This window comes from Nocardia grenadensis NBRC 108939 (genome assembly GCF_001613445.1).
GTDB lineage: Bacteria > Actinomycetota > Actinomycetes > Mycobacteriales > Mycobacteriaceae > Nocardia > Nocardia grenadensis.
In genome coordinates this window covers 164,865-179,029 of the sequence record NZ_BDCJ01000011.1, presented here as the reverse complement: position 1 = coordinate 179,029, position 14,165 = coordinate 164,865, and the positions used below count along the sequence as shown (strand labels likewise).

Below are 14,165 nucleotides of genomic sequence, written 5' to 3'. Positions count from 1 at the left end.
CCCATGCGGTGACGTCGGCGTTCGATGTCCAGACCGGCATGGGCCCCCCCGGGGGCGGTCGTGTCTTCGCAGGACCCTCCGCCCACAGGGCGTACTTCTTCCGAAAGTATCTGGTCGGGGGGTGCTGTCGACGACAATGCGCTGATGGGACGCGATGGAGCGGGGGCTCGCGAGCGCAAACGTCATGGTCGGCACTACACGCCCGCGACGCTTGCGGGTTTCCTGGCCGGGCGGGTGGCCGCGCGGATCGACTCGGCCGGACCGGTGCGGGTGCTGGATCCGGCCTGTGGGTCCGGGGAATTGTTGTTCGCCATCCGGGACGCGCTGGCGGACCGGCTACCGGGGGCGCCGGTCGAGCTGGTGGGCTACGACCTGGACCCGGCGGGATTGGCGCTCGCGCGGCGGCGGGCCGCGGGGTCGGGGGTGGAGGCCGAATGGCGGCAATCGGATTTCCTGGCCGACTGTGCGGGACTGCCGGACGAATCGTTCGACGCGGTGATCGCCAACCCGCCGTATGTCCGGACCCAGCAGTTGGGTGGGGCAGCGGCGCAGGCGCTGCGCGGGCAGTTCGGGTTACAGGGGCGGATCGATCTGACACATCCGTTCGTCGCGGCGCTGCCGCGCTTGATGATGCCGGGCGGGGTACTGGGTCTGCTGTGCGCGAATCGGTTCCTGACTACGAAGGCGGGGGCCAATCTGCGGGCGTTGCTGCTGACCGATCTGACGCCGGTGGAACTGTACGACCTGGGCGACACCAAGCTGTTCGAGGCGGCGGTACTGCCGGCGGTGACGATCGCCGTGCGCGGCGCGGCGCGGGGGGAGTGCCGGTATGTCTCGGTCTACGAGGAGGAGGGCGGGATCGCTCCGGCCCCGGGGTCCGCGGGCACGGAAACTGCGGAACCGGAAAGTGCGCGTGTAAAAGACGGAGGCCTGGACGCCGCGGGGTCGGATGATGCGGCTCCGGAAGATGCGCGGTCGGACGGTGCGGGCCTGGGCGCCGCCGGGTCGGCCGGTGCGGATCTGGAGGCCGCGGATCTGGAGGCCGCGGATCTGGAAGCTGCGGCGCCGGCCGGTGCGGTCTCGGAAGCCGCTGGTGTGGACGGCGCGGATCCGGAAGGTGCGGGGTCGGGAGGTGCGGGCGAGAAAGGCGCCGTGCGGGCCGTGCTGTCTCCGCGTCGGGGCGGACCGCTGGAGGGCGATCCTCCGGATCCGGCGCCGCGGTGGCGGGGAGCGGAGAGCGCGGCCGGTGGCGGGGCGGATACTCGAGCCGGAAAGCGGGTCCGCGGACCGGACTCCGTTTCGGGCGCCGCGAACGAGGAGCGGGAACTGTTCGCGGCCCTGGACGGAGCCGGCGATGCGACGGTGTGGCGACAGGGCCGCCGGTTCGCGGTGACGGTGGGGGAGCTGGCGACCGAATCCGGCGCGGCGGCGGCAACGATGGGATGGCGGATGTCGCGGGCGGGGCACGACGACTGGTTGCGCGGGGTCGCCGCCCGGATGTGGCGCACCTTCGGTGACCTGGGGCGTATCCGGGTGGGGATCAAGACCAATGCGGACAAGGTCTTCATCGCGGCGCACTGGGGTGATCCGGCGGCCGAACCGGAACTGCTGCGCGACCTCATCACCCATCACGATCTGCGGCCGTGGCGGATCGATCGGACCCGCCGCACCAGGGTGCTGTATCCGTACGACCTCACGCGCACGCACCGGGTGCCGGTGGATCTGACGCGGTATCCGCGGACCGCGGCCTACCTCGAGCAGCACCGGGAGGCGCTGGCGGCGCGGGGTTATCTCACCGGCGCGGGCCGGGAATGGTTCGAGCACTGGGTGCCGCAGCGGCCGCATCTGTGGCGGACTCCCAAGGTGGTGTTCCCGGATATCAGCGACCGGCCGCGATTCGCGCTGGATCGGTCCGGCGCGGTGGTCAATGGCGACTGCTACTGGATTTCGCTGGCGGACCTGGGCGGGGATGCCGGCGCCGAAGATATGGCCTGTCTGATGATGGGTATCGCGAATTCGTCGCTGGGACTGCGCTACTACGACGCGGTCTGCGGCAACCGGCTCTATTCGGGCCGGCGGCGCTGGATCACCCAATACGTCTCCCGGTTGCCGCTACCGCATCCGGGAACCCCGGCCGCGCTCGCGATCGTGCACCGGGTGCGGGAGCTGGCCGCGGAACCGGAGTCGGGACCGGTGGGCCAAGCGGAGTTGAACGAGCTGGTGGACCGGGCGTTCGCGTGATGAGCGGGTCAGCTCGGGCTGTGCCAGGCGACCATGGGCAGTAGGGTGCGGCGGGCGAATTCGCGGCCGGCGGCCTCGTCCTGGATGGGGATCAGGCCGTCGGGGGTGAGCGCCAGCGACAGCGCCAGGCGAGCCATGATCTCGGCGACCAGGTCCGGATCGTAATCGTTGCCGCTGTCGTGCAGTTCCCGCAGTTTCGCGGCCAGATAGGTGCGGCCGACGGCCAGGATCGGGCCGGCTTCGGTGGTGAGTCGGGGCAGCACGAGATCGGGTTCGGTGCGCAACAACCGGATCAGGAGCGGGTTGCCGGCGATGGCGGAGATGAAGGCGACGAAGATCTCCACGAGCTGATCCTCGGAGCCGGCCACCGTGCGCACCCGGTTGTCGATCTTGGCGACGAAACGCTGCGCTTCCCGGACGGTGACCGCTTCGACCAGGTCGTTCTTGGACTCGAAGCGACGGTAGAGGGTCGCGGGGCTGATACCGGCGCGGCGGGCGATCTCGCCCATACTGGTGCGTTTGATCCCGAAATCCAAGAATGCCGAGAGCGCGCTGTCGAGCACTTTCCCGCTGTCGGCGGGCGGCTCGGCCAGGATGCGTTGCAGAATCGGCGGTACGGGCGACATGGTTCTCACACCTTATCCGACACCGGATGCGCCGGTGACCTGCGCATTGGTTTCGTGCTGGGTATCACTCCGGCCGCAGATCGAGTTCGGCCATCTCGTGTTCGATCGCGTTGGCCGCGAAATCGACTCCTCGGGAACGCAGTTCGTGGACTCTGCGCCGCAGCGCCTCGATACCTCCTGGTTGCGCGGCGATATCCGCCACGCTCACCCGCCCGGCCGACCGGCGCGTTTCGGACTGCTCGCACGCCACCCGTCATACCTCCTGCCGGCACGTCGCCGTGCCCACCTGTACGGGTCGCCCGAAACACCGACGCCTTGCAGGACAGCGGGTTTCGGGTCCGACCCGTCTCCCCGGATACGTGTTCCCATGGTATCAGTCACCTACTGGACGCTTGTCCAACAAAGTGTCCGGGTGGCGGGCGGCGCGGTCAGATCTCCTTCGCCGACCGATGCTCGGACATATGGTGCAGATACACCATGGCATTGAGCTCCACCCCGCGCTGCTGCTCCGCGGTGAGTTCGCGGCGGACCTTGCCCGGCACCCCGGCCACCAGCGAACCGGGCGGAATCCGCGCGCCCTCGGGGATCAGCGCGTTGGCCGCGATGAGGCTGCCCCGGCCGATCACCGCGCCGTTCAACACGGTCGCGCCCATCCCGATCAGGCAGTCGTCCTCGACCGTGCAGCCGTGCAGGATCGCATTGTGCCCGACCGAGACCCCGGCGCCCACGGTGGCCGGAAAGCCCGGGTCGGCGTGCAATACGCAGCCGTCCTGGATATTGCTGCGCTCCCCGACGGTGATCAGTTCGCTGTCACCGCGCAGGACCGCGTTGTACCAGATGCTGACCTGGGCCCCGAGCTTCACCCGGCCGATCACGTTCGCAGTGGGCGCGATCCAGGCGGTCTCGTCTATTTCGGGGCGATGGCCACTGACTTCGATCCTCATATACGCAACCTAACCCGCCCATTCCGGTGCCCGGCGAGGCGGTGGGGACCGTGCCCCGCCGGCGGGGTGCCCTCAGCTCTCGCCGGAGTCACGCAGAATCCATTCCGGCCCGGCGTCGGCGGGCAGGTCACGCAGCTTGTCCGGATTGCGGACGACATGGAGGGCGGTGATGCGGCCGTCGTCGACGGTGAAGGAGAACACGCCGTGGTGCCGGCCGTCGAACACCAGCAGTCCGGGCATACCGTTGACCTCGATGGTCCGGCCCCAGCCGCCCGCGGCGGTGGGCACGTTGTACCAGCCGAGCAGCATCTTCGCGATGACCTCGGCGCCCGTGACCGGTTTACGGATGGCGGGCACCTTGCCGCCACCGTCGGCGGTGAGGGTGACCCGGTCGTCGAGCACCCCGAGCAATGCGCCCAGATCGCCGGACCGCCAGGCCACCGCGAAGGCCGAGACCACCTTCTCTTGTTCGCGAGGGGACGCCGGGAAGCGCGGGGTCCCGTCCTCGACCCGTTTGCGGGCGCGCGAGGCGAGCTGCCGGACCGCGGCGGGGGTGCGGCCCACCACCTCGGCCACCTCCGGGCCCGACATCCCGAACACGTCCTGCAGGACGAACGCGGTGCGTTCGGCCGGTGACAGCGATTCCAGGACCACCAGCAGCGCCATGGTGACCCGCTCGTCCTGGGAGATCCGGTCCGCGGGATCCTCCCAGTCGGTCACCGTGGGTTCGGGTAGCCACTCACCCACGTACTGTTCGCGCCGCCTCCGCGCCGAACCGAGCTGATCGAGGGCCAGGCGGCCGGTGACCGTGGTCAGCCACGCCTGCAGATTGTCGATGGGCGCCCCACCGGACTCCTGCTGCCGCTGCAGCCGCAGCCACGCCTCCTGCACCACATCGTCGGCGTCGCTGAGGCTGCCGAGGGTGCTGTAGGCGAGGCGGCGCAGGTAGGGGCGCAGTTCTTCGAAACGCCGGGCCAGTTCGGCGGGTTCTGCTCGGTCGGTCACTGCGGCTCCCCGTTCGGTCGATGCCCGGCGGGCGGGCAATGGTCTCGCCGAGTCGACGACGGGCGCGCCCGATATGTGACATCGGTGCGTCCCGGTCGCCGGGTGGTGTTGTCGACGACCGTATCCGGTCGCGCGGGCGCCACCTGTCGGCGTGGGTAACCTGGCGTGGGAACTCCGGCCCCGATCGTCCCCGGCACGGACCGCCGGCCGGGCCTGGATACGCTCACCCGGTGCGCAGAGGTGTTTCGACCGCGGCGGGTCTGCTGATCGGCTTCGCCATCGATCGGGCGGTCGGGGACCCGCGGCGCGGGCATCCGGTGGCGGGATTCGGGATGGTGGCCGCGGCGGTGGAGATGGTGACGTATGCCGACCAACGCCGGGCGGGGATGGTGCATGAACTGGCGCTGGTGGGGTCTGTGGTGGGCTTGGGCGCGGCGCTGCGCCGGGGCGGTGCCGTACCGGTGGCGGCGGCGACCTGGACGGTGCTCGGGGGCCGCAGCCTCGCCCGTACCGGGCAGCTGATGGCCGACCGGCTCGAGACCGGGGACCTCGCCGCCGCCCGCGAACTGCTGCCCGCCCTGTGCGGACGCGATCCGGCGGCGCTGGACGCGGACGGTCTGGCCCGAGCGGCCCTGGAATCGATCGCCGAGAACACTTCCGACGCCGCGGTCGCGCCACTGCTGTGGGGCGCGGTGGCCGGAGTGCCCGGACTGCTCGGCTATCGGGCGGTGAACACCCTCGACGCCATGATCGGCTATCGCAACCAGCGTTACCGGCGGTTCGGGTGGGCGGCCGCGCGCGTGGACGATCTGGCGAATCTGCTACCCGCCCGGGCGACCGGGCTGCTCACCGCGCTGATGGCGCCGCTGGTCGGCGGCCGGCCCGGCACGGTACTGCGGACCTGGCGCCGGGATGCCGGAAAGCATCCGAGTCCGAATGCCGGGGTGGTGGAAGCGGCGGCGGCCGGGGCGCTCGGGGTGCGCCTCGGTGGGCGCACCGAATACCGGCACGGGGTCGAGCAGCGGCCGGAACTGGGCGCGGGGCCGGCGCCGACGGTCGGTAATCTGCGGCGGGCCGTGCGGTTGTCCGAACTGGTGCAGTACGCGGCAGTGGTTGCGGCGGCGGCGGTCGCGGTGTCGAGCGCGGGGCTGTGGGAGCGGTTGCGCGCTCGTCGCACCCGGGCTCTGGCCGGGTAGCCCGCAGGTTCGAACAGTGCGGGCGGTTCGATGCGCGAGGTTCCGGCCGCGGGCGTTACGGGCTCCACGGCCGCGCGGCAGCACCGCGCACCCGTGCGCGGCGCACGGTCAGGGGCGGGTGCGGCCGTACCGGTCGGCCAGACGGGCCTCGGTGGTGACCGGTTCAGGGCCGGCCGGCCCCGACTCCTCGGGATCGGACGTGGCCTTCGCCGCGGGCCGCTGCCTACGGCGTTCGCGGATCTCGGCCCAGGCGAAATAACCCAGGCCCAGCGGCGCCATGATGCCGAATGCCAGCCATTGCAGCCCGTAGGAGAGGTAGGGGCCCGCGTCGAGCTGGGGCAGCGGTACCGGGGTGAATGCGCCCGGCTGATCCTGCGACAGCTGCAGGTAGGAACCGCGCTCGCCGACCGGGAGCGGGGTGAGCGGTAGTCCCAGGACCGTGGTCTCCTGCGGGACATCGATCGAATAGACGTGCGGGACGCCGTCCTGGGCCGTGGGTGCGCGCTGCGGGTCGACGTTCTCGGAGACCCGGATCCGGCCCTCGATCCGTTGCACGCCCGACGGCGCGGCGTCGATCGGCGGTGGCTGCGATCCGTCGACCGCCGCCACCAGACCGCGATCCACGAGCAGGGTGCGGCCGTCGGTGAGGGCGAACGCGGACAGCACACCGAAACCGGGCGCGCCGTCGAGATGCCGCAGGCGGACCAGCACGGTCGAATCGGGTACGTAGCTGCCCTCGGCGAAGACCTTCCGCCATTCCGTGGCCGCGTCCGCCGCCGTGCCGTCGAGAACCCCGGTGACCGCCACCGGATCAGCGTGCACCGAATCGGCGATCAGCTGGTTGCGTTCGGAGGTGGACTCGTTCTTGCCGAGTTGCCAGGGGGCCAGCACGGTGAAACACAGGTACGCGAACGCGACCACCACCGCGGCCAGGATCAGCCAGCCGGGACGCAGCAGAAAGGCGAGGCGGCGCATCAGGCCGCACCGCCGGTCACCGGCGCTCTGGTGGCGAGCGCGGCGTGGACCCAGGTCAGCAGGCCCGGGACCGCGGCCTCGATCTGCTCGCGAACGAGCTCGAAGCCGGCGATGTCGCCGTAGTACGGATCCGGCACGTCGGTGCCGTCGGCGTGCGGGTCGAAACTGCGCAGCAGACGGCGGCGTTCGAGAGGGATACCGCGGACGGCCAGGTCGCGGTCGTGTTCGGTGGTCATGGCGACCACGAGGTCGGCGTCGGCGTGCTCGGCGCCGAAACCGGCGGCCCGGTGCCCGGTGGGGTAGCCGTGCCGGCGCAGGGTTTCGGTGGTGCGCGGGTCGGCATCGGCCCCGGTATGCCAGTCGTGGGTGCCCGCACTGCTGACCCGTACCCGGTCGTCGAGCCCGGCCCGGGACAGATGCGCCAGCGCGATCTTCTCCGCCATCGGCGATCGGCAGATATTGCCGGTACAGACGAACGATATGTGCAGCTCACCCACGACAGCCATTGTGGCGGGTCGATACGCCCGCGCGCCACGTAGGGTGCGTCTCATGCTCACCGAACATGTCGATTTCGCCGGGCTGCGTCATCACGGTGATGTGGAAGCCCAGCCGGGTCTGCTCGATTTCGCGGTGAACGTCCAGGGCACCGCGCCCCCACGCTGGCTACGTGACCGGCTGGTCGCCGCGCTGGACTCCGTGGGCCGGTACCCCGCCGCCGCCGACGAGCGGCATGCCCGGGAGGTGGTGGCGACCCGGCACGGGCTGGCGGCCGATCAGGTGCTGCCCCTGGCGGGCGGTGCCGAGGGGTTCGCGCTGCTGCCGCGGCTGGCGCCCCGGCTGGCGGCGGTGGTACACCCGTCGTTCACCGAGCCCGAACTCGCCCTGCGCGAGGCCGGTGTCCCGGTGCACCGGGTGCTACTGGAACCGCCCTATGCCTTGGACCCCGCCCTGATCCCGGAAGAGGCAGACCTGGTGGTGCTCGGCAACCCCACCAACCCGACCTCCGTGCTGCACCCGGCCGACGTCGTGCGCGCCCTGCTGCGCCCGGGGCGGGTCGTCGTGGTGGACGAGGCATTCATGGACGCGGTGCCCGGGGAAACGGAGTCGCTGGCGGGCGAGGCAGGGGAGGGGCTGCTGGTATTGCGCAGTCTCACCAAGACCTGGGCACTGGCCGGGTTGCGCTGCGGATATCTGCTCGGGGCACCCGAGGTGCTGCGGCAGCTGGTCCGGGGCCGGGCGCACTGGCCGGTGGGCACGCTGCAGCTCGCCGCGATCGCCGCCACCGCCTCACCGCGTGCCCTCGCGGAGAGTGCGGCGCGGGCGCTGGAGATCGGCGGTGACCGCGCGGCGATGATCGAGCGCCTGGTCGGCGCCGGGGTCGCGGTGCAGGCCCCGGCGGCCGCACCGTTCCTGCTGCTCGAGGTGGAACACGGGGAGATCCTGCGTGAGTACTTGCGCCGGCACGGGATCGCGGTGCGGCGCGGCGATACCTTCCCGGGCCTGGGGCCGGAGCATGTACGGGTGGCCGTCCGGCCGTCGGCCGAGGTCGACCGGCTGGTGGCGGCGCTGGGCAACGCCGGCCGCCTGGTCTGATGTCCGGTGCCGGTGGCGGGCCCACCGCGCCGGATCCGTGTACGCGCGACATGATTGTTGCGGAGAAACCCCGAGAGAAAGGTGTGCCGTGGCCACCCTTGCCGAACTCGTCGCGACGCTGGAGACGGCCTATCCGCCGCGGCTGGCCGAACCGTGGGATTCGGTGGGTCTGGTCTGCGGAGATCCCGCGGAGGTCGTGCGCCGGGTGCTGTTCACCGTCGATGTCACCGCCGCCGTGGTGGACGAGGCGGTGCAGTGGGGCGCCCAGGCGGTGGTGGCCCACCATCCGCTGCTGCTGCGCGGTGTCGACAGTGTCTCGGCCGACCGGCCCAAGGGCGCGCTGGTGCATCGGCTGATCCGCGCGGGCTGCGCCCTGTTCACCGCGCATACGAACGCCGATTCCGCCGACCCCGGCGTCTCCGACGCCTTGGCCGCGGCTCTCGGGCTGACCGTGACGGGCCCACTGGATCCGAAACCCGTGGCGGCGGTGGACAAGTGGACCGTCCAGGTGCCGCCGGAGCAGGCCGACGCGGTGCTGGCGGCGCTGTTCGCTGCGGGCGCGGGCGGCACCGGCGACTATCGGGAGGCGGCCTGGCGGGGCACCGGGACCGGTCAGTTCCGGCCGCTGGAGGGTGCGAACCCGGCGGTCGGCACGGTCGGCGAACTGGCCCGGGTGAGTGAGGACCGGCTCGAGGTCGTCGCTCCCGCCGGTGCCCGGGCCGGGGTGCTCGCGGCGCTGCGGTCGGCGCATCCCTACGAGGAGCCCGCCTTCCACGTGACCGAACGGGCCGCGCTCACCGGAAAGCAGGGCCTGGGCCGCATCGGCACACTCACCGAACCGCTGACGCTGCGCGAGTTCACCGCCCGCGCCACCGCGGCTCTCCCGGCGACGACCTGGGGCGTGCGGGCGGCCGGCGATCCCGACCGGGTACTGCGCACCGTGGCCGTCTGCGGTGGAGCGGGCGACTCCCTGCTCGATACCGCCACCCGCCGCGGCGTCGACGCTTATCTCACCGCCGACCTGCGTCATCACCCCGCCGACGAGCATCTGCGCCGCTCGGGTCCGGCGCTGATCGACGCGGCCCACTGGGCGACCGAGTTCCCGTGGTGTGCGCAGGCCGCCGCGGTGGTCCGGGACGGCCTGCCGGATCTGGAGACGCGAGTGTCCACCGTGCGCACCGATCCGTGGACGGTCGCTTGCGGCGGCTGACCGCGGCGGCCGGGTACGCGGCAAGGGGTTGGGACCGGTCGGCGACACCGCCGCCGCCGCGCGGAGTACGGTGGACGTTCTTATCCGTCCACAGCGTGCAGGGAGTTCGTTCGCGTTGAATGTCGAACCATCGATTCAGGCCCAACTGCTGCGTCTCGCCGAGGTCGACACCGAACTGACCCGGATCGCGCACCGGCGCAGCGTCCTTCCCGAACAACAGGAGGTCGACCGGTTCGAGGCCGAACGCAACACGCACAAGGACGCGGCCGTGGCCGTCGAGATCGTGCTGGACGATCTCGACCGCGATATCCGCAAACTCGAGGGTGAGATCGAGGCGGTCCGTAAACGCGAGGACCGCGACCGCGGCGTCCTGGAAGCGGGTTCGGTCGGGGCGAAACAGCTGTCCGAACTACAGCACGAGCTGGCGAGCCTGGAACGGCGCCGCTCGGTGCTCGAGGACGATCTGCTCGAGGTGATGGAACGTCGCGAAGCCTCCGCCGCCGATCACGAACACGCCGGTGCCCGGCTGGACCGCACCGAGACCGAACTCGCCGCCGCCCGTAGTCGCCGCGACGAGGCAGTCGCCGATCTCGACGTCGCCCAGCAGCGCTGCGAAACCGATCGCGCGAAACTGGTCGGCGTGTTCCCGGAGGATCTGCTGGCCGTCTACGACCGGCAGCGCGCCGCGCACGGAATCGGCGCGGCGCTGCTGCAGGCCCGGCGCTGCGGAGCCTGCCGGATCGAACTGGACCGCGGCGAGATCGCCCGGATCACGAAAACCGCGCCCGATCAGGTGGTGCGCTGTCCGGAATGCGGTGCGGTGCTGGTGCGGACCAAAGAATCCGGATTGTGAGACCGCGCCGGACAGCGGGGTCCGAGTAGCGGGAGCGGGAGGCCGAAATGAGCGTGCGCGAGGTCATCGTCGAAGCCGACGGGGGATCCCGGGGTAACCCGGGCCCGGCCGGTTACGGGGCGGTGGTGTTCGACGCCGACCGGGTGCGCGTGCTCGCCGAGCGCCGGGAGGCCCTGGGCGTCACGACCAACAATGTCGCGGAATACCGCGGGCTGATCGCCGGACTGGAAGCGGCCGCCGAACTCGGGGCCCGGGTGGTCGCGGTACGGATGGACTCCAAACTCGTGGTCGAGCAGATGTCGGGCCGCTGGAAGATCAAACACGCGGCGCTGATTCCGCTCGCCGATCGCGCGCGCCGGCTGGCGGCGGACTTCGATCAGGTGAGTTACCGCTGGATCCCGCGCGCGGAGAACTCCCATGCCGACCGGCTGGCCAACGAGGCCATGGACGACGGCAAGCTGGTCGAGGAGGTACACGCCGCCGACCCGGTCGCTACCGCGCGGGCCGCGCCACCCGCCGAGGTCGCCGATCCGGCCGTGGACTCGCAGAGCGCGTCGGCCCGCCTGGCCGGCTCCGGCCCGGGCTGGACCGGCGCGGCCGGTCGCCCGACCCGGCTGCTGCTCCTGCGGCACGGCCAGACCGAATTGTCGGTGCAGCGGCGCTATTCCGGGCGCGGCAACCCGCCGCTCACCGCCGTGGGCCGGGAACAGGCGGCCCGGGCGGCGAAAATGCTGGCCGCCAAGGGCGATATCGCCGCGATCGTGACCTCACCGCTGGGCCGGGCCCGCGAAACCGCCGAGGCGGCCGGCGCGGCGCTCGGTATCGAGGTACGGGTCGTCGAGGGTCTCACCGAAACCGATTTCGGTGACTGGGAGGGGCTGACCTTCCGGGAGGCCGCCGAACGCGATCCGGAACTGCACGCCCGCTGGCTGGGCGATCCGTCGCTGCCGGCCCCCGGCGGCGAGAGCTTCGACGCGGTCCGGGAACGGGTGGAGGCGGTACGCCGCGACCTCGTCGCACGGTATCCCGGGGTGAATGTCGTCGTGGTCAGTCATGTGACACCCATCAAAACGCTGCTCCAGCTGGCGCTCGGTGTCGGCCCGTCGCTGCTGTACCGCCTGCACCTGGATCTGGCATCGCTATCGCTCGCGGAGTTCTATCCCGACGGTGGTTCGTCGGTGCGGCTGGTCAACGATACGAGCTACCTCTGATGTCGGTCGATTTCTGACGCCGGTCGACGGATCGGCTCGCGTATCGGCCGAGAGCGAGTGACTCGTGCGCGCAAGCGGTGCCTGGGCTCAACCGGCCCGCAGGTCACAGGGCGGGCCGGTCCGCGACGGTCAGCGGGCCGGTCTTCTTTCCGCTCCTATTTGTTGCCGTAGTGGTAGCGCGCTTGCATCACGACCACCGTGGTCTCGTCATCGTCGGTGACGATGGCATAGACAAGCCGATGTTCCGCGTCGATACGGCGGGACCAGACATTGGCGGCGAAGTACTTCAACCGTTCGGGTTTGCCGATTCCCCCATAAGGATCGCGCTTGATATCGGTGATCAGATTCCCGATGCGTTTGAGCTGCTTGCGTTCTTTGAGCGCCCAGTACATGAAGTCTTCCCAGCCTTCATCGGTAAAGGCGATCCTCATTGCGGTATTTCTCCTTACAGGTCCAAGTCGAACTCGCTCAGATCCCGTTCGGAGTACTCGCCGCGCTGCACGGCCTCGAGACTGCGCAAGAGGCGAATAGCGTTGGCGGGCGAAGCCATGAGGTATTGGGTTTCGACCATCGCGTCGTAGTCGTCTTTCGACAGAATGACGACATTTCCGCTCTTGCTCACTACCTCGACGGCATCGTGATCGGCAGCGACCCGGCCGACGATATTGAACAGGTTCTTTCGCGCTTCCGTAGTAGTGATTGCTTCCATGGGGTAACTCCTGTGTGGTGGTACCGAATACTGTACCACTTATGTACTGATTCTGGACGCAAGAGTTGGGGAACTGCGTGTGCGCCGGGTCCGGTCGGTGTTATCGCTGCGCCGCACCACGTGCGACGTACTCTCGGCGGTGAGCGATTGCGACGATCCTCGGAGTTGTGGAGGTGGTACGGCCGCGCTTCGGGCGCACTTTCAGTCGAGGCCGCCGGCCGTGAGCGCTCCGGTCCGGTCCCGGAGGAACTGTGCGGTGAACTCGTCGAGCGGGTAGAAGAATTCGACCGCCAGCTCCGACAGGGTCACGTCCGCGGGGGCACCGAAGGTGGCCATGGTGCCGAACAGGGAGAGCTCACCGTGCGGGGTGCGCACCCGGATCGGGACCTGGAACGGACCGGGGTCGGTGCCCGCAATCTCCTCGTGGCCGGAATCGACCGCGGGATAGCCGCTGACCTCGTCGTACAGGTTGCGCAACCGGGGGTCGCCGGTGGCGCCGGCCTGCCGGGCCAGCCGTTCCAGCAGTTGTGCGCGGACCTGCCGTGGGTTGGCGAGCCGGGCGGCCAGGCCCTCGGGATGCAGGACCAGCCGGTAGACATTCGGCCGGTCGGCCAGCAGGCGCGCGGGCACGCCGTCGGTGAGCACCGTCAATGCCGAATTCGCGGTGACCACATCCCACCAGCGATCGACCGCTACCGCCGGATAGGGCTCGTGGGCGGCGAGCATATGCTCCAGCGCCGCCCGCGCCGAGGCGAGGTGGGCGTCGTCGAGACTGCTCTCCTGGTAGGCGGGCGCGTACCCGGCGGCGACCAGCAGTGTATTGCGTTCCCGCAGTGGCACCTCCAATGTCTGTGAGAGGCGCAGCACCATCTCCCGGCTCGGCGCCGCGCGTCCGGTCTCCACACACGACAGATGCCGGGCCGAAGTATCGGCCGCCAGCGCCAGATCCAGCTGGCTCAGCCGCCGCCGTTGCCGCCATTCCCGTACCAGGGCGCCGACCCGCGACGGGCTCCCGTCCGCACGTACCTCCATATCGGGAGCGTATCGGGAGCCGAGACGCGGTGACTATGACCTCGGAGGTCATTGAACCGCTGACCGCGCGGCGGCACAGTCGGGAACGCAACCCGCAGCGCTGATCCGAGAGGCAGACGATCATGACCACCGCGACCCTGTCCGCACCCACGACTTCCGACGACCTGATGCGCCGCACCCTGCGCCTGGACGGCTGGGGCACCGGTGTTTTCGGTGTGCTGATGCTCGCCGGCGCCGTACCGTTGCGAGACCCGTTGGGTTTCCCGACCTCGTGGTCGGTTCCCTTCGGTGTCGCCATGCTCGGTGGCGGGCTGGCGCTGCTGCTCATCGCCGGCTACCCGGTCATCCCGCCGCGGCATGCGGCCGGGGTGGTCGTGTTCAACTCGGTCTGCGTGCTGGGGTTGCTCGCCCTGCCGTTCTCCGGGCTGCTCGAGCTCACCGGTGCCGGGATGGCTTTCGTCTTGATCGGCGCGCTCGTCGTGGCGGTGTTCGCGGCGCTGGAGTACACCGGTCTGCGGCGGATCATCGGGTGACCGTGCGGGCGCGTGTGCACACGAGTACACGCGCCCG

General features: G+C 70.6%; 16 protein-coding genes. 7 read left to right on the top strand and 9 right to left on the bottom strand.

The genetic code is table 11. The features are described 5' to 3' along the window. The first annotated feature begins 144 nt into the window (after positions 1-144). Positions 145-2,241 carry an Eco57I restriction-modification methylase domain-containing protein gene (locus NGR01S_RS32530; RefSeq protein WP_063036893.1) on the top strand — a complete coding sequence of 699 codons (2,097 nt, stop codon included), beginning with the start codon at positions 145-147 and terminating at the stop codon, positions 2,239-2,241. Between the two features lie 8 nt (positions 2,242-2,249). Here the strand turns inward: NGR01S_RS32530 and NGR01S_RS14305 are convergent, their stop codons facing one another. The 4 genes from NGR01S_RS14305 to sigJ all read right to left on the bottom strand — a co-directional run bounded on the left by NGR01S_RS14305 (position 2,250) and on the right by sigJ (position 4,816). Next, positions 2,250-2,867 carry a TetR/AcrR family transcriptional regulator gene (locus NGR01S_RS14305; RefSeq protein ID WP_063036891.1) on the bottom strand — a complete coding sequence of 206 codons (618 nt, stop codon included), beginning with the start codon at positions 2,865-2,867 and terminating at the stop codon, positions 2,250-2,252. Positions 2,868-2,931: 64 nt separating this feature from the next. Further along, entirely contained in the window at positions 2,932-3,117 is a 186-nt protein-coding gene (locus tag NGR01S_RS14300; protein ID WP_063036889.1) for a hypothetical protein, read from the bottom strand. 178 nt (positions 3,118-3,295) lie between these two features. Next, positions 3,296-3,811 carry a gamma carbonic anhydrase family protein gene (locus NGR01S_RS14295; RefSeq protein WP_063036887.1) on the bottom strand — a complete coding sequence of 172 codons (516 nt, stop codon included), beginning with the start codon at positions 3,809-3,811 and terminating at the stop codon, positions 3,296-3,298. Positions 3,812-3,883: 72 nt separating this feature from the next. Continuing rightward, positions 3,884-4,816 (bottom strand): RNA polymerase sigma factor SigJ, encoded by a 933-nt coding sequence (sigJ, locus tag NGR01S_RS14290; RefSeq protein WP_063036885.1) that lies wholly within the window; start codon positions 4,814-4,816, stop codon positions 3,884-3,886. A gap of 230 nt (positions 4,817-5,046) precedes the next feature. Between sigJ and NGR01S_RS14285 the strand changes: the two genes are divergently transcribed. Continuing rightward, positions 5,047-6,012, top strand: coding sequence for a cobalamin biosynthesis protein (locus NGR01S_RS14285; RefSeq protein ID WP_063036883.1), 966 nt, complete (start codon positions 5,047-5,049; stop codon positions 6,010-6,012). A 108-nt stretch (positions 6,013-6,120) separates the two neighbouring features. On the opposite strand, the gene NGR01S_RS14280 is transcribed toward NGR01S_RS14285, so the two are convergent. Together NGR01S_RS14280 and NGR01S_RS14275 are read right to left on the bottom strand one after the other, a co-directional pair. Next, positions 6,121-6,987 (bottom strand): SURF1 family cytochrome oxidase biogenesis protein, encoded by an 867-nt coding sequence (locus NGR01S_RS14280; protein WP_063036881.1) that lies wholly within the window; start codon positions 6,985-6,987, stop codon positions 6,121-6,123. Next, positions 6,987-7,493 carry a low molecular weight protein-tyrosine-phosphatase gene (locus NGR01S_RS14275; RefSeq protein ID WP_063036879.1) on the bottom strand — a complete coding sequence of 169 codons (507 nt, stop codon included), beginning with the start codon at positions 7,491-7,493 and terminating at the stop codon, positions 6,987-6,989. Before NGR01S_RS14275 ends, NGR01S_RS14280 begins: the two co-directional genes overlap by 1 nt. Before the next feature lie 43 nt (positions 7,494-7,536). On the opposite strand from NGR01S_RS14275, the gene cobC reads away from it, so the two are divergent. The 4 genes from cobC (at position 7,537) to NGR01S_RS14255 (ending at position 11,854) form a co-directional block, all read left to right on the top strand. Then, positions 7,537-8,580, top strand: a complete 1,044-nt coding sequence (cobC, locus tag NGR01S_RS14270) for an Rv2231c family histidinol phosphate aminotransferase CobC (RefSeq protein WP_063036877.1) — start codon at positions 7,537-7,539, stop codon at positions 8,578-8,580. An 88-nt stretch (positions 8,581-8,668) separates the two neighbouring features. Then, entirely contained in the window at positions 8,669-9,790 is a 1,122-nt protein-coding gene (locus tag NGR01S_RS14265; RefSeq protein WP_063036875.1) for a Nif3-like dinuclear metal center hexameric protein, read from the top strand. A 115-nt stretch (positions 9,791-9,905) separates the two neighbouring features. Continuing rightward, positions 9,906-10,643: a zinc ribbon domain-containing protein gene (locus NGR01S_RS14260; RefSeq protein WP_063036940.1), complete on the top strand. Its 738-nt coding sequence runs from the start codon at positions 9,906-9,908 to the stop codon at positions 10,641-10,643. A gap of 47 nt (positions 10,644-10,690) precedes the next feature. Beyond that, on the top strand, positions 10,691-11,854 hold the full coding sequence (locus NGR01S_RS14255) for a bifunctional RNase H/acid phosphatase (protein ID WP_063036873.1): 1,164 nt from the start codon (positions 10,691-10,693) through the stop codon (positions 11,852-11,854). Between the two features lie 155 nt (positions 11,855-12,009). Here NGR01S_RS14255 and NGR01S_RS14250 read toward each other — a convergent pair whose 3' ends face one another. The 3 genes from NGR01S_RS14250 to NGR01S_RS14240 all read right to left on the bottom strand — a co-directional run bounded on the left by NGR01S_RS14250 (position 12,010) and on the right by NGR01S_RS14240 (position 13,595). Then, entirely contained in the window at positions 12,010-12,285 is a 276-nt protein-coding gene (locus tag NGR01S_RS14250; protein ID WP_063036871.1) for a Txe/YoeB family addiction module toxin, read from the bottom strand. 14 nt (positions 12,286-12,299) lie between these two features. After that, positions 12,300-12,563, bottom strand: a complete 264-nt coding sequence (locus NGR01S_RS14245; RefSeq protein WP_063036869.1) for a type II toxin-antitoxin system Phd/YefM family antitoxin — start codon at positions 12,561-12,563, stop codon at positions 12,300-12,302. Between the two features lie 201 nt (positions 12,564-12,764). Next, complete coding sequence (locus NGR01S_RS14240; protein WP_063036867.1) at positions 12,765-13,595, bottom strand: helix-turn-helix domain-containing protein; 831 nt, start codon at positions 13,593-13,595, stop codon at positions 12,765-12,767. 122 nt (positions 13,596-13,717) lie between these two features. Between NGR01S_RS14240 and NGR01S_RS14235 the strand changes: the two genes are divergently transcribed. Next, complete coding sequence (locus tag NGR01S_RS14235; protein WP_063036865.1) at positions 13,718-14,128, top strand: hypothetical protein; 411 nt, start codon at positions 13,718-13,720, stop codon at positions 14,126-14,128. The last annotated feature ends 37 nt before the right edge of the window (positions 14,129-14,165 follow it).

Coding starts and splice junctions, on each gene's coding strand:
- NGR01S_RS14240 (WP_063036867.1), bottom strand. CDS start 13,595: ATGGAGGTACGTGCGGACGGGAGCCCGTCGCGGGTCGGCGCCCTGGTA.
- NGR01S_RS14295 (WP_063036887.1), bottom strand. CDS start 3,811: ATGAGGATCGAAGTCAGTGGCCATCGCCCCGAAATAGACGAGACCGCC.
- NGR01S_RS14235 (WP_063036865.1), top strand. CDS start 13,718: ATGACCACCGCGACCCTGTCCGCACCCACGACTTCCGACGACCTGATG.
- NGR01S_RS14250 (WP_063036871.1), bottom strand. CDS start 12,285: ATGAGGATCGCCTTTACCGATGAAGGCTGGGAAGACTTCATGTACTGG.
- NGR01S_RS14255 (WP_063036873.1), top strand. CDS start 10,691: ATGAGCGTGCGCGAGGTCATCGTCGAAGCCGACGGGGGATCCCGGGGT.
- NGR01S_RS14280 (WP_063036881.1), bottom strand. CDS start 6,987: ATGCGCCGCCTCGCCTTTCTGCTGCGTCCCGGCTGGCTGATCCTGGCC.
- NGR01S_RS14305 (WP_063036891.1), bottom strand. CDS start 2,867: ATGTCGCCCGTACCGCCGATTCTGCAACGCATCCTGGCCGAGCCGCCC.
- NGR01S_RS14245 (WP_063036869.1), bottom strand. CDS start 12,563: ATGGAAGCAATCACTACTACGGAAGCGCGAAAGAACCTGTTCAATATC.
- NGR01S_RS14275 (WP_063036879.1), bottom strand. CDS start 7,493: ATGGCTGTCGTGGGTGAGCTGCACATATCGTTCGTCTGTACCGGCAAT.
- NGR01S_RS32530 (WP_063036893.1), top strand. CDS start 145: ATGGGACGCGATGGAGCGGGGGCTCGCGAGCGCAAACGTCATGGTCGG.
- cobC (WP_063036877.1), top strand. CDS start 7,537: ATGCTCACCGAACATGTCGATTTCGCCGGGCTGCGTCATCACGGTGAT.